Source organism: Bradyrhizobium sp. 23, assembly GCF_023073295.1.
GTDB lineage: Bacteria > Pseudomonadota > Alphaproteobacteria > Rhizobiales > Xanthobacteraceae > Bradyrhizobium > Bradyrhizobium canariense_D.
Window position 1 is genome coordinate 32,369 of record NZ_JADPJF010000082.1, and the last position, 13,614, is coordinate 45,982.

Consider the following 13,614-nt stretch of genomic DNA (forward strand, 5'->3'; position numbering starts at 1 on the left):
ATTCGGCCGGATGACCCGACTCTCTTTTTGCGCGCCAGTACACGGGCCGATCACGCCAATCCGAATTGCTTACGCACAATCTTGTCGAAGAGAGACCGAGGAAGAAAGCGGCGTGCGAATGCAATCTGGCGCCCGGCCTTGCCGGAGGCGTAACGCAGGCGCGGCGTCTTATCGTGCGCTGCCAGCACAATGGTCTCCGCCACGCTTTCAGCGGTGTCCGCAATCGCCATCGCGCGCTCAAATGCCACAAGATACTTCGCGCGGGTTGCGTCGTAAGCGTTGAGCGGCCTATCGGCGTTCACAGTACTGGATTCAAACGACGTCCGAGTAGCGGCGGGTTCGATGACTGCGACACGCACACCGAACTCGCGCACCTCGTGATCGAGCGATTCGGAATAACCCTCGAGCGCATGCTTGGTCGCCGAATAGTAGGCCATGTAGGGCATTGGAGCGAGCCCACCCGCGGAACCGACATTGAGAATCCGTCCGTCACGTTGCCCTCGCATGATCGGCAGCACGGCATTGGCCACCCGGACGATGCCGTGAAAATTGGTCTCGAACAACGAGCGGACTTGTGCGATCGAACTCTCTTCCGCCGCGCCGGTTAGCCCGACCCCGGCATTGTTGACTAACAGATCGATCTGCCCGAGTTCGGCATGCGCCCGAGCTACGGCTGCGGCAACGGATTCATCCGACGTCACATCGCACGCAATCATCCGGATCCCGTCGCGCACCGCATCGGGGTCGGCGCGCCGACTGGTTCCAATCACGCGGTAACCGGCATTCGTCAGCGCGACGGCAGCAGCCCTGCCGATGCCACCCGACGCGCCGGTGAGGAACGCGGTCTTCTGGCGCGATTGCGCCTTCGAAATCGGCATTATATTACCTCTTTGTGACCCAGGCCGTCGAGCAATGCGCGACTGTTCTTCATATTTTTGATGACAACCGTCATCTAAGATGATAGATGATGGACGTCATCAAAAATGTCAAGCGCATTTTTTGCGAATCTGAGAAGGCTCGGCCGTGGATAGGACCGTCAGACGCAGGGGCGGTGCCGCGACCAACGGAGTAAGAAAAACATGAGGGTGTCGCGAGAAAAGGCGGCGGAGAACCGCGAGCAGATCATCGAGACTGCGGCGCGCCTGCTGCGTCAGCATGGTTTCGACGGGATCGGCGTTGCCGACATCATGAAAGCAGCCGGGCTCACTCATGGCGGCTTTTATCGCAACTTCGCTTCGAAGGATGATCTGGCGGTCAAGGCCGGCGAACATGTGATCGCGGACACGACAGCGTTGCTGAAGGCTGGACTGGCCGAACAGCCTCCAGATCCGTTTCGCACACTCGTCGAGCGCTACGTGTCATCGGCGCACCGCGATGATCCAGGTTCCGGCTGCATTCTGCCGGCATTGGCCGCAGACGCGGCGCGTCGCGACGATCCCGCTCTCCGCGCCGTCTTCACCACGGCGATCCAATTCTATCTCGAGCAGATCGCGCAGCTATCTTCCGCGCCCCCAAGGTCCGCCGGCGGGAGACATCCCGCGGCCATCCTCTCGGAGATGGTTGGCGCGGTCATATTGTCCCGGGTGATTGCGGATGACCGTCTTGCGGATTCGTTGATTGCCGCCGTGGTTGAGGATATCGCCGGACCATCACCGGAGAGCAAATCGAACGAGGACTGATGCGACGCGGCATTAGTTTCATCTGTAATTGGGAACACGTTTCTCGATGAAGGCCCGCACGGCTTCGGTGTGCTGCGCGGTACTCGCCGCAGCGACCATCCTCTCGGCCTCGTGATCCAATGAGGTCAGGAAGTCAGCCGACAGCGCCAGGTCGAGATTGTCCTTGATGGAAGCATAGGCGCCGCCGGACCGTTCGCCAATCTCCTCGCTATCCCGAATGCTTCGCTTTGCAGTTCGGAATCAGGCACCACGCGATTTATGAGCCCTATTGTTTCGCAGCGACGCGCATCAATCCGTTCGGACAACAACGTCAGTTCGCGGGCACGCGCCGTTCCGGCCAGTCGGGTCAACAACCACGAAATGCCGTAATCGCCGGTGAGCGCAATCCGCGCATAGCCGGTCGTCATAATGGCGGATTCGGCCGCGATTCGAATGTCGCAGGAGAGCGCGATCGCAAGCCAGCGCCGGCCGCCGGTCCCGGCAGGGCTGCGATGGTGGGTTTACGCACCGAGACAAGCACGCCGGTCAGGGTTCGCTGACGTTCCCTTAATCGCGCAACCTTGTCGTTGAAAGACATGGCCGGCGCAGCGGAGCTGGCGCCCATTCCTTTGACGTCGCCTCCCGAACAGAAAGCGGTGCCGGCCCCCGTAATCAGCAGCGCTCCGACGTCGGGATCGTCACCGTTGCGCTTGATCATCCGGCGCAACGCCGGTGTGAGATGGTCGGACAACGAATTTCGTGCCTCGGGTCGGTTCAAGGTGATCACGGCGACGCGATCGCGAATCGCACACAGCAGTTCGTCCGTCCCTGTATCAATCGAGATTGCCCCATCAGCCATGGTCTTGACCTCCCAAGTCCTGTCTTTGGAGAACTCACTGCCACGCGCAAGCGCGCTATCTGACAACGAATATGTTTCCTGCTCTAGGCGTCACCAATTTTCGCGGAAGGGCCGCAGTTCCGTGAGGAATGACCAGGCTGATCGGTCCTGACCGTAGAGATGAAACAGTTCTTCGGCGATCGCAGCGGGCTTGATGAAGAATTCATCCGGCTTGTCGCTCATCCGACTGCGCATCCGGGGCGTGTCGATCACCGCGTCGATGAGAACGTAGGCGACGTGCACGCCGAGCGGTCCCATGTCACGTGCGATCGACTCGGCCAAAATGCGCTGCGCCGCCTTTGTCGGAGCGAAGCCGGCGAAATTGGCCTTGCCACGGATTGAAGACGTGTTTCCGGTCACCAGGATTGCGCCCTTGCCCCGATTGATCATGTCAGGAGCCACCTCGCGTGCCAGGTACAACAAGCCCATCACGTTGACGTCGAAATTGCCCTTCAGCATCTTGGGATCGATCTCGCGAAAGCTCCCCCAGCCGCCTCCTACCGCGTTGTGGATGAGAACTTCGGCCGCGCCAAAACGGTGCTTGACGTCAGCGACCACCGTCCGCACCTGGCTCTCGTCTGAGACGTCGCAGGTCACCGCGTGCACGTCGGGAAGTTCTTGCGCAAGGCGATTGATGAGCTCGGCTGAGCGAGCAAGCGCTATGATACGAAACCCGCCGGCAGAGAAGCGCTTAACGATGGCAGCTCCAGTGCCCGGTCCTACCCCGGTCACGATCGCGATTGGCTTATCGGTCATTTAACGCTCCCTTCGAGCTATTGTCCGGCCGCTCTCATATGAATTCGCTCGGACTGCGACTGATGGGAGGCAGCCTCATGCGCGGACACCAGGGCCAGACGGACCGCGACATTCTTGTGGTAAGGCGTTCCCGCAATAGGATCGCGGTTGCCGCTCTCGGTGAGCAGATTGATGCGCGGCCCGTTGATGAGGCGTTCTCCGTTCGGCGCGGGGTACGCCTGACCGTAGCCGTGGGGCAGCGCCAACTGGCCGCTCCGCATGGCGTCATCGACCTTGCAGCGCACGACGAGCCGACCAACAGCCGACTCGACGGCGATCCAATCACCATCCTTCGCGCCCAACTCGCCCAGATCATTCGGATTGATCAACATGGCACCATCCGGATCATCGCGACGCCACGCAGGATCGCGAAAGATCTGGTTGGCATTGAACATGCGCCGGCCACCAGCCGCCAGCATGAATGGAAACTCCTTTGGAGCGCCCGCGGCTTGCGGATCGAGACGCGCCAGCCATTCCAGCATCTGCGGAACAGCGAGCCGAACCTTGCAATCCGAATGGCTGATCAATGACCAGACCTCGTCATAGTCGTGGCGGGTAACGGCGGTGCCCTGCCGGGCGGCCACGATCGTATCGAACAGGAGATCGCCGAGTTGATGATCCGCCACATCGTCCGATGCGCCGATCGCCCGCCGCACCGCTTGCGGTGTTCGTTTCGCGCAAGCCAGTGCCGCACCCCACAACGGAGCCGCGGCCGCCGTGCCATCCGGAAGCGTCTGCCCCAGCGTGTGATAGAGCACAAGGGCAGCCACGGCCCGTGGATTTTCTGCAGTGAAGGCACGAAAGGCAGCGGCGAATTCAGGTCGCGAGCGCCGTGCCGCCTCGCGCAGGGGTGCGAGCGCATTGTCACCTGGCAGAAGCCCCATGGCGATTGCAAGCCGCGTGTAGATCTCGGGCTCCGGCAAGGTGCCCGCGAGCGGCGGCAACACGCCGGCGCGCACGTGAAAAAAATTGGTCGGAAATTCGAAGTTGAACAGGGTGAATTCGGTCTTCTCGTATTGCGATGACGCAGGGAGGACGTAGTGCGCGAGCCGTGCGGTTTCTGTCATCGCAACATCGACTACCACGCACAGCTCGAGCAAGCGCAGCGCGCGTTCTACCGCCTCGGTGTTTGCTGCGGTATTGGCGGGATTGGAACTGTCGATCCAGGCGCACCGCAACCGGTCAGGATGCTCCTTGAGCACTGCTTCGGGGAAAATGTTGGGAGGTAACAGGCCCCCAATAATCGCGTCGCCGGTCGGCGCGAACGTCTGGTTCGGTGAATTGCCCCACAGTGGCTGAAGCCAGCTATGCAATTGATTTGTGCCTTTCCGGCCGAAATTGCCGGAAAGCATGATCAAGAGTTTTTCGAGGTAGGAGTTGAGCGTGGAGTTGATGCCTTGCTGGATGCCAAGCTCGACCCGCACCACCATGGCCTTGGCGGCAGCGATCATCGCGGCGCAACGCTCGATATCCGCGACCGAGATATCCGCTGCGGCAGCCCATTCTTCAACCGGAATGTCCAACAGCGCCTGCCTCACTTCCGCGAAGCCGATCGTGTGCTCCTCAATGAAGGCATGGTCGATCCGGTCGGAACGGACAAGCGTGGCCAGAAGTGCGCCAAGGAGAAACGCATCGGCACCGGGACGAACCGCGAGATGCAGATCCGCCATTTCGGCGGTTTCGGTTCGCCTGGGATCGATAACGATCAGCTTGCGTGCGGGATCCTTGCGGATTTGATTGAGGTGGTCGCGCGCATTCGGAAAGCCGTGCGCGATCCAGGGATTTGCACCGATGACAAGCAGGAGATCGCAATGATGGACGTCTTCGGCGGTGTGGCATGTCTGGCTGCCAAACATATGGCCATTGACCCAGAAGTCGCCGGTTTTCTCCTGCGAAAGTGCGTTGAAGACGCTGCGCGAACCCAGCGCGCGCAATAATCCGCTGGCGTAGGCGCCGCCGGCGTGGTTGCCCTGCCCGCCACCGCCATAAAGGGCAATGCTCTTGCCGCCATGCCTGTCGACGAGATCACGCAGCCGCTCGGCGATTTCGGCGATCGCCACGTCCCACCCGATCTCATCAAAGCCGCCGTCGGCGCGACGACGCAACGGGGTCGTGAGTCGATCCTTGTGGTGCGCATAATACGGAATCCGGGTCGCCTTGTTGCACAGATAGCCCTGCGATTTCGGGCTTGAACGGTCGCCCCGCACCTTCTCCAGGCGCCCGTCATCCACCAGCACTTCGATCCCGCAATTGATGTAACACAGGTTGCAGGCCGTCTTGAGCCACTTGCCGGTCGTCATCTTGACCTCCCTAGCATTTGTTATTTGTCGCCGCGCATCACCCTTGTCGTTTTACCCCGGGGCTTCCGAATCCGGCCGCCCACAGTCGTTCGTCCCGCAGCGAGAATGCCGTCGGAAAGCTTCCCGGCGCCAACGGCACGCGACAGTACGATCGATCCAACCATGGTCGCGATGGCGCCGGTTGCGATTTGGCGGGCCTGCCGAGGTGGCTCGTCGGGAAGCAGCTCGGCAAAGACATCGATCATCTTCTCCAGCTTGGAGGCCAGGGCCTGCTGCTCGCTCGAGCTCGCTCGAGCGACATCGACAGCCAGGATTGGAAGTGCGCAACCGTGTTTGGGATTGTCTCGATGCCGGGGACTAAGATAGTCGGCAATTAGCGTCTCGAAGCGTTCGCCATTGGCCTTGTCGTTGGTCAGCTTTTTCCAACGCTCGGTGGTCTGGTCCATTGCGAAGGCTATTGCCTCGCCAACGAGCGCTTCACGAGATTCGAAATGGTTATAGAAGCCGCCATGCGTCAGACCCGCAAGCTTCATCAAGTCGATAACGCTAAGCCCTTTGGCGCCTTTCTGGCGTAAACCGTAAGAGGCATTTTCGACTATCCGACGGTGCGTCCGACGCCTGTGGTTGTCTCCGTAACGCATCGCCACCCCGTGCAAGCTCCCAAGAGGACCGGCTGTACAACCGTACTCGTCCCCTCCGAACAGTTTTGGAACCGCGCTTCCTTGAAGCCTACGGCAAGATTTCATTGCAATGCTTGCCATCTTATATGACTATCGTCATATAACAACAGATATCAGAAGGAGAATCCGCCATGGCCGCCGCTTCCGATCCCGTCGTCATTCTTTCCGCCGCTCGTACGCCACTTGGCCGGTTCATGGGCGAGTTGTCGTCCCTTAGCGCCCACAAGCTTGGCGCTCACATCATCGGCGCGGCGCTGGAGCGGGCGAAGCTGGCGCCGGAAAAGATCGACGAGGTGTTCATGGGCAATGTGCTGCCGGCCGGCCAAGGCCAGGCACCGGCCCGCCAAGCCGCGCGTGGCGCCAAGCTGCCGGATGCCACCGGTGCCACTACCGTTAACAAGGTCTGCGGTTCCGGCATGAAGGCGACTATGCTCGCCCACGACATCATCAACGCGGGGTCGGCGGAGATCGTGCTGTCCGGCGGCATGGAGAGCATGAGCAACGCTCCCTATCTGCTGACGAAAGCAAGGAGTGGATATCGCGCCGGGCACGACCGGATCATCGATCACATGATGATGGACGGGCTGGAGGACGCCTATGAGACCGGGCGCTCGATGGGCGATTTCGGCGAGGCGACCGCAGAAGCCTATCAATTCACCCGCAAGGATCAGGACGCCTACGCCATCGAGACGTTGACCCGCGCGCGCAACGCGGTCGAAGGCGGTGCGTTCAAGGCTGAGATCCTGCCGATCACGCTGACGGAGAAGGCCGGCACGCGGATCGTCGCTAACGACGAGCACCCGCTCAAGGTCGACCCGGCCAAGATTCCCGGATTGAAAGCAGCGTTCCGCGCCAACGGCACCATTACGCCGGCCGCCTCATCGGCCAACGCCGACGGCGCTGCGGCGCTCATTCTGGCAAAGCGCTCGCTCGCCGACCGGAACGGCCTGCCTGTGCTGGCCGAGATCAAGGGCCACGCCACCCATAGCCAGGAGCCGCAATGGTTCACCACGGCGCCGATCCCGGCCATTCGCAAGCTCCTGGACAAAGTCGGCTGGAGCGTGGGCGACGTCGATCTCTTCGAGATCAACGAAGCCTTTGCCGTGGTGGCGATGGCGGCGCAGAAGGATCTTGGCATCCCCAGGGAGAAGCTGAACGTCAATGGCGGCGCCTGCGCGCTCGGGCATCCCATCGGCGCGACCGGCGCGCGCCTGATCGTGACGTTGTTGCACGCGCTGGAGGCACGAAACCTCAAGCGCGGCGTGGCAGCCCTCTGCATCGGTGGCGGTGAAGCCACCGCCATCGCGATCGAGCGCGTCGTCCGCTGATAGTGCGGACGACACCCGAGAGGGCTCAGCGAGTAAGGCAAGCCGCGCCGCTCTTTTTCTCGCGGCCTGCCTAGCCCGGGAAGTGCGAAAGTTCCCATGACTGACCAGTGCGAAACAATTCAGACGGCAACGCCGAGGATTCGGATCTCCGGCGCCCTGCCAATCGCTATTCTCTCCGTCCTGGCCTCCATGGGAACGCTCGCGACCAACATCTTGCTGCCGTCGCTGCCACAAATTGCAATCTCATTGAATGCCACGAGCGCGGCGGTCACATCCGCCATCACGGTCTTTCTCGCGGCTTTCGGGTTGGGACAGCTCGTGGTCGGACCGCTTTCCGATCGCTACGGAAGACGCTGGCCAGTCCTGATCGGATTTGCCGTGTTCTTCGGCGGCAGCGTCTGGTGCGGTCTGGCAACCGACCTGCCGAATCTCTTGGTTGGCCGCGCAGTCCAGGCCGCAGGCGCGTGCGCCACGTCAGTCCTGTCCCGTGCCATCGCCCGGGACATGTTCAGCGGTGCAGCATTGGCGCGCGCATTGGCGCTGATCATGATCGCAATGTCCGCAGCCCCCGGATTCTCACCTCTGCTTGGCGGCGCACTCGATCACAGCTTTGGTTGGCGCTCCGAATTCGCTCTCGTCGCGGCCTTTGCCGCTGTTGGCGCCGTTGCCTACGGCATCGTCCTCGGCGAAACCCACCATTCGACCCGTACTCCGCTCAATCCGGTCGCCATCGTCAGGAACTATGCTGGCCTTTTTGGCGATCGTCGTTTCGCAATTCCGGCCGCGACCTCGAGCCTGATCATAGGCGGCCTGTTCTCGATGTTTTCGGCTGCACCGCGCCTGTTCATCGAGGCGCTGCGCTTCACGCCGATCCAGCTTGGCCTTTTCTTCGCCGGCACCGTCTTTATCGTGTTCGCCGCAGGCATGCTGGCGACACGATTGGCGTCACGCTACGGGCTCGACGGCCCGATCAGGGCTGGATTGTGGGCGACGACCGCCAGCAGCATTGCGATCCTGCTCATCTCGATGATCAGTCCGACTTTCCTGCCTTTTCTGGGCGCGATGAGCGTATTTCTCCTCGGCATGGGAATCGTCAGTCCGCTGGCCACCGCACGGGCGCTCTCTCCATTCGGGGAGAAAGCCGGCGCGGCCTCGGCGCTGCTGGGTTTCTGGCAGATGATGAATGCGGCAATCGGCGTATGGCTTGCTGCCACGGTATCGCATGAAGCGATGTTCGCGCTCGGCGTGGTGTTGAGCGCGTTTTCACTGCTGGCTCTTGGTTTGTACGCGAGGATTCCGAGGTCTTGATGGCTATGACTCAGCATGGGGCGCTTGTCAGTCACGCGCAGTTCAGCCCACGTACGAGAGCCGCGAAGCTGTTCTGCTCGAACTCCTCCGAGACGAAGGAGTCCTCTGGTACACGGCGCTCAGAGCCGAGCTTGCCGCGATGAGTGAGCCGGTGCGCCTCGAAGAAATTGCCGAGGCTGTGGCCCGCACCGCCGCTGCCCGTCCATTGCTAGGCCATCTGACCAGTATTATGCCTTCGATCATCGAGCATAACGTATCGCTCGAATCTGTCTGCGACTTTAAGACAGGATCGCTCTATCTCATGCAGGATTGTGCTCGGTTTCTGCATTCGCGGACACCGTCGTTGTCAATTCCTGCCTATGAGGAACTCATCCATCGAACCATCGTGATGATCACAGGCTTGTTGCCGCTTTCCCATCCGTCTTCCGTGGCGCTCGAAGCGCTTGAACCACCGGAGTTGGCACCCTTCCGCTACAATTTCGAACGCGAGCTTGCGCGCGGACTTCTCCTGCTTTTGCGGGGGCTCTCGCAAGAACGTAAGGTTTGAAGCAATCGGGGAAAAAATCTTCAAGCACGGCTGTTGCGCACTTCCGGTCGGGCTTTGCGATGATTGGCTGCGATAACCCGGCGCGTCGGTGATTGTCGGACCCATTTTAGGGACGCTTTGACATCAGCTATCAGTTCCGGGACGCGGAAGAATGACCAAGCCGTGGCCACAGCACACGCCATCATTGTTCGGCGAACGTTCCTCGAATCAGGTGCCGTGGAATTCCGGTTTGCTGCTGCCAGGGGGGCGCGTCATCTCGAACATGTTTTCCGTCTTGACCTCGAGGTAATCTCCACCACGACCGGCGCGCAGTATCGGACGCGCAAGTGCAGTGTTGTAGACACCGTCCTCGATCAGAGACTTGTCGATGTAGACTGCGACGACTTCGCCGAGTACGAACCACCCTTCGACCTTCTCGCCACGCGCATTCGCCAGTTGAGAGACATCGACGACCTTGCATTCCATCGCCGCCCTGCTCTCGCCGACCCGCGGCACAGCGACGTGGCGCCCGGGAATTGGGGTCAGCCCGGCTGCTTCAAACTCACTCACGCCGTGATCGAGAGGCGTCGCCGTCACGTTCATACGCTCGCCCAAATCCATCGTCACCAGATTCCAGACGAATTCGCGGGTCTCGCTGACGTTCTTGACGGTGTCCTTCCACGAAATTGAGGAGAACCCGATGATCGGAGGGTCGTACAGGAACGCATTGAAGAAGCTGTACGGAGCGAGATTCAATTGACCAGCCGCATTGCGCGATGAAATCCAGCCAATCGGACGCGGCGCCACAATCGCATTGAATGGATTATGTCGGAGTCCGTGGCCCTTCGAAGGTTCGTAGTAGTGAAAGTCGGCCAGATCCATAAATCTCTCCAGGGCTAAAGGCCAACTACCGCGGACGGTCTCGTTTCATCAATAACAATCAAGCAATTGCCCGAGCGACAGCCGGCCTTTGCTCGGTACCATCAAGGAAGCCAGTCAGGCGCTGACGGATGATTCGTTCGGCGTCCGCCATGATGCGATCGATCAGTTCCTTGACAGTCGGGATGTCGTGAATGAGGCCCGCGACCATCCCGCAACTCCACGCGCCAGCGTCCATATCGCCGTCGATCATCACCTTGGGATAGACGCCTGCCACCTGATCGTGAATATCCTCGATCTTGAGTTGCTTGCCCTTCTCTCGTTCGATCTCAAGCAATTGCTGGACACCCTTGTTGTTCAATACACGCTCGGTATTCCGGAGCCCGCGCATGACCAGACGCGTGTCGAGCTCCGATGCATTGACCAGCGCATTCTTGACGTTCTCGTGCACCGGCGCTTCCTTCGTCGCAATAAAGCGCGTTCCCATATTCATTCCGGCGGCCCCCATCGCAAGGGCCGCGACCAGGCTGCGTGCATCCGCCATGCCGCCGGAAGCAACGAAAGGTATCTTCAATTCCTCGGCCGCACGCGGCAACAGAATCATGTTGGGCATGTCGTCCTCGCCCGGATGGCCGCCGCATTCGAAGCCGTCGACACTGACGGCGTCACAGCCGATCTGCTCGGCCTTCAGTGAGTGCCTGACGGACGTACATTTGTGAATGACCTTGATGCCACCCGCCTTCAAGGCCGGCATGTACTGCTCGGGGCTGCGTCCCGCTGTCTCAACCGCCTTGATCCCGCTTTCCCTGATGGCTGCGATGTATTCCGGATAGGGCGGCGCGCTAAAGGTGGGAAGGAACGTCAGGTTCACGCCGAACGGCTTGTCCGTCATGTCGCGGCAGCGCGCGATCTCCTTGGCCAGAAGTTCCGGCGAACGCTGCGTTAGACCCGTGATGATTCCAAGCCCACCGGCGTTCGACACTGCGGCCGCGAGTTCGGCAAATCCCACATAGTGCATTCCGCCCTGGATGATCGGATGTTCGATACCGAACATCTCAGTAATTGCTGTCTTCACAAATGCCTCGATGTGGTTCCACAGATGTCTCGGCTTGTTGTTCGTCAGTGGACAATTTCGAGAAGTCCTGCAGCGCCCATGCCGCCGCCCACGCACATGGTGACGACGGCGTATTTGGCCTTGCGCCGGCGCCCCTCGATCAAGGCATGGCCAGTCAGCCGCGCTCCGGTCATGCCATAGGGATGGCCGACTGCGATCGATCCACCATTGACGTTGAGCTTTTCCGGATCGATCCCGAGCTTGTCGCGGCAATAAATGACTTGCACGGCGAATGCCTCGTTCAATTCCCAGAGATCGATATCGTCGACCGTAAGTCCATGACGCTTGAGTAGCCGAGGCACGGCGTAGACGGGCCCTACTCCCATCTCGTCCGGCTCGCAGCCGGCCGCGACAAAGCCGCGGAAAATTCCGAGGGGTGTTAGTCCCTTCTGCGCCGCCAGCTTGTCGCTCATGATGACTGCGGCGCTTGCGCCGTCGGAGAGCTGGCTCGCATTACCGCCAGTAATGGTGAAGCCCGGCCCCTTGGCTGGCTTGACGCCTGCGAGAGCCTCAGCGGTGGTATCGGGACGCGGGCCCTCGTCTGCCGACAGGGTCACTTCCCGATATGACACGGCACTAGTCGCCTTGTCGGTGACTGCCATTGTGGTCTTGATCGGCGCGAGCTCGTCGTTGAAGCGGCCAGCCTGCTGTGCAGATGCCGTCCGGCGCTGGCTTTCAAGACTGTATTCGTCCTGGCGTTCGCGCGAGATGTTATAGCGCTTGGCCACGACCTCGGCTGTATCCAGCATCGCCATGTAAGCGTCTCCCTTCATGGCGAGCAGCTTCGGATCGACGGCATGAAACATGTTCATCTGATTGTTCTGGACCAGGCTGATGGATTCGCCGCCGCCGCCAATGGCAACCTCGACGCCATCGAAAATCACGGAACGCGCAGCCAGCGCAATCGCCTGAAGGCCGGACGCACATTGGCGATCGATCGTAGTTCCGGCCACACTTACTGGAAGTCCCGCTCGCAACAGCGCCTTGCGCGCAATGTTAGTTCCGGTCGTGCCTTGTTGCATGGCACACCCCATCACGACATCCTCGACCTCCGAGCCCTCTATCTTCGCACGTGACAGCGCCGACGAAATCGCATGCCCTAACAGGGTGGCACCCTCGGTATGGTTGAGCGCCCCTTTGTAAGCCTTGCCGATCGGGGTGCGGGCGGTCGAGACGATCACAGCTTCAGTCATGGCTATACCTTATGGTTGGATGCGACAGTCGGATTTCCGTTTCGGACCGACATTCAGCTTTGCTGCGCGTACCGCATGAGATGATAGGCGGGATCGCCGAACTGGACGTTGATGGAGCTTATTCGCTTGAAGTAGTGACCGACGTTCAATTCGTCACTCATGCCCATACCGCCATGTAGCTGCACGGCCTGCTCTGCAACGAAGCGCGCGGCGTAGCCGACCTTCGACTTCGCGCCGGACGCCAGTTTCGATCCATCTGGCTCTTGGGCGTCGAGGCTGAGGTTCAGGTGCTGGGTGAGCGAAATCGCCTCTTCGAGCGCGATGAACATGTCGACCATGCGGTGCTGCAACACCTGAAAGGTGCCGAGAGCGACCCCGAACTGCTTGCGCGTCTTGCTGTACTCCAGCGTCGCGGAATTCAGCACAGACATCGTACCGACCGCTTCGGCGCACAGGGCCGCGATAGCTCGGCCGCGGCAGGCTTCGAGCGCTGCTACGGCATCGCCTTCGGTACCAAGCAACTGGTCGGCCGGCACTTCGACGTCCATGAGCGTCAGCTCGGCGGCGCGCCGACCATCGATGGTCTTGAAGCTCTGCAAGTGAAGATTGGCCGAATGGCGATCGACCACGAAAAGGCTCACGCCAAAGCGGTCGCGCTGTCCGCCCGATGTGCGCGCCGATACGATCAGCTTGTCGGCCCATGGCGCGCCAATCACCGCCGCCTTGGTCCCGCTCAAGACGAACTTGTCTCCGTCACGACGCGCACTCGTGGTGACATTGTCGAAGTCGTATCGCGACCGCCCTTCCGTCCAGGCCAGCGCCCAGATCGCCTCACCCTCCATGATTTTCGGCAGGAACACCTGGCGCTGCTCGGGCGAGCCAATATCCTCGATCAAGCCACCGGCGAGCACGACGGTCTCGAAATACGGCTCGAC

Annotated in this window: 12 protein-coding genes and 1 pseudogene; 4 read left to right on the top strand and 9 right to left on the bottom strand. The window is 60.7% G+C overall.

Annotated elements, in window-relative coordinates:
* Nucleotides 1–50: 50 nt before the first annotated feature.
* Nucleotides 51–878 (bottom strand): oxidoreductase, encoded by an 828-nt coding sequence (locus IVB32_RS20390; protein WP_247411137.1) that lies wholly within the window; start codon nt 876–878, stop codon nt 51–53.
* Between the two features lie 201 nt (nt 879–1,079).
* Here IVB32_RS20390 and IVB32_RS20395 point away from each other — a divergent pair, with 201 nt between their 5' ends.
* Complete coding sequence (locus tag IVB32_RS20395; RefSeq protein WP_247411141.1) at nt 1,080–1,679, top strand: TetR/AcrR family transcriptional regulator; 600 nt, start codon at nt 1,080–1,082, stop codon at nt 1,677–1,679.
* A gap of 18 nt (nt 1,680–1,697) precedes the next feature.
* Here IVB32_RS20395 and IVB32_RS20400 read toward each other — a convergent pair.
* The 4 genes and pseudogenes from IVB32_RS20400 to IVB32_RS20415 form a co-directional block, all read right to left on the bottom strand.
* Nucleotides 1,698–2,517, bottom strand: a pseudogene (locus IVB32_RS20400) (enoyl-CoA hydratase-related protein).
* Between the two features lie 90 nt (nt 2,518–2,607).
* Nucleotides 2,608–3,312, bottom strand: a complete 705-nt coding sequence (locus tag IVB32_RS20405; RefSeq protein WP_247411143.1) for an SDR family NAD(P)-dependent oxidoreductase — start codon at nt 3,310–3,312, stop codon at nt 2,608–2,610.
* Nucleotides 3,313–3,329: 17 nt separating this feature from the next.
* Nucleotides 3,330–5,651 (bottom strand): molybdopterin-dependent oxidoreductase, encoded by a 2,322-nt coding sequence (locus IVB32_RS20410; protein ID WP_247411145.1) that lies wholly within the window; start codon nt 5,649–5,651, stop codon nt 3,330–3,332.
* Nucleotides 5,652–5,671: 20 nt separating this feature from the next.
* On the bottom strand, nt 5,672–6,292 hold the full coding sequence (locus IVB32_RS20415) for a TetR/AcrR family transcriptional regulator (protein ID WP_256466590.1): 621 nt from the start codon (nt 6,290–6,292) through the stop codon (nt 5,672–5,674).
* A gap of 170 nt (nt 6,293–6,462) precedes the next feature.
* Here IVB32_RS20415 and IVB32_RS20420 point away from each other — a divergent pair, with 170 nt between their 5' ends.
* The 3 genes from IVB32_RS20420 to IVB32_RS20430 all read left to right on the top strand — a co-directional run bounded on the left by IVB32_RS20420 (nt 6,463) and on the right by IVB32_RS20430 (nt 9,514).
* Nucleotides 6,463–7,659 carry an acetyl-CoA C-acyltransferase gene (locus IVB32_RS20420; RefSeq protein WP_247411148.1) on the top strand — a complete coding sequence of 399 codons (1,197 nt, stop codon included), beginning with the start codon at nt 6,463–6,465 and terminating at the stop codon, nt 7,657–7,659.
* Between the two features lie 96 nt (nt 7,660–7,755).
* A complete protein-coding gene (locus tag IVB32_RS20425; RefSeq protein WP_247411150.1) occupies nt 7,756–8,967 on the top strand; it encodes a multidrug effflux MFS transporter in 1,212 nt (403 codons plus the stop codon).
* Between the two features lie 139 nt (nt 8,968–9,106).
* Entirely contained in the window at nt 9,107–9,514 is a 408-nt protein-coding gene (locus IVB32_RS20430; RefSeq protein WP_247411152.1) for a hypothetical protein, read from the top strand.
* Between the two features lie 207 nt (nt 9,515–9,721).
* Here IVB32_RS20430 and IVB32_RS20435 read toward each other — a convergent pair whose 3' ends face one another.
* The 4 genes from IVB32_RS20435 to IVB32_RS20450 all read right to left on the bottom strand — a co-directional run.
* Complete coding sequence (locus tag IVB32_RS20435) at nt 9,722–10,375, bottom strand: flavin reductase family protein (protein ID WP_247411154.1); 654 nt, start codon at nt 10,373–10,375, stop codon at nt 9,722–9,724.
* Nucleotides 10,376–10,433: 58 nt separating this feature from the next.
* Nucleotides 10,434–11,447 carry a nitronate monooxygenase family protein gene (locus IVB32_RS20440; RefSeq protein ID WP_247411246.1) on the bottom strand — a complete coding sequence of 338 codons (1,014 nt, stop codon included), beginning with the start codon at nt 11,445–11,447 and terminating at the stop codon, nt 10,434–10,436.
* Nucleotides 11,448–11,491: 44 nt separating this feature from the next.
* Nucleotides 11,492–12,679: an acetyl-CoA C-acyltransferase gene (locus IVB32_RS20445; protein WP_247411156.1), complete on the bottom strand. Its 1,188-nt coding sequence runs from the start codon at nt 12,677–12,679 to the stop codon at nt 11,492–11,494.
* Between the two features lie 53 nt (nt 12,680–12,732).
* Nucleotides 12,733–13,614, bottom strand: an 882-nt coding sequence (locus IVB32_RS20450; protein ID WP_247411158.1) for an acyl-CoA dehydrogenase family protein, incomplete at its 5' end; no start/stop codon positions are given.

Coding starts and splice junctions, on each gene's coding strand:
- IVB32_RS20410 (WP_247411145.1), bottom strand. CDS start 5,651: ATGACGACCGGCAAGTGGCTCAAGACGGCCTGCAACCTGTGTTACATC.
- IVB32_RS20445 (WP_247411156.1), bottom strand. CDS start 12,679: ATGACTGAAGCTGTGATCGTCTCGACCGCCCGCACCCCGATCGGCAAG.
- IVB32_RS20420 (WP_247411148.1), top strand. CDS start 6,463: ATGGCCGCCGCTTCCGATCCCGTCGTCATTCTTTCCGCCGCTCGTACG.
- IVB32_RS20395 (WP_247411141.1), top strand. CDS start 1,080: ATGAGGGTGTCGCGAGAAAAGGCGGCGGAGAACCGCGAGCAGATCATC.
- IVB32_RS20435 (WP_247411154.1), bottom strand. CDS start 10,375: ATGGATCTGGCCGACTTTCACTACTACGAACCTTCGAAGGGCCACGGA.
- IVB32_RS20390 (WP_247411137.1), bottom strand. CDS start 878: ATGCCGATTTCGAAGGCGCAATCGCGCCAGAAGACCGCGTTCCTCACC.
- IVB32_RS20415 (WP_256466590.1), bottom strand. CDS start 6,292: ATGCGTTACGGAGACAACCACAGGCGTCGGACGCACCGTCGGATAGTC.
- IVB32_RS20430 (WP_247411152.1), top strand. CDS start 9,107: ATGAGTGAGCCGGTGCGCCTCGAAGAAATTGCCGAGGCTGTGGCCCGC.
- IVB32_RS20425 (WP_247411150.1), top strand. CDS start 7,756: ATGACTGACCAGTGCGAAACAATTCAGACGGCAACGCCGAGGATTCGG.
- IVB32_RS20405 (WP_247411143.1), bottom strand. CDS start 3,312: ATGACCGATAAGCCAATCGCGATCGTGACCGGGGTAGGACCGGGCACT.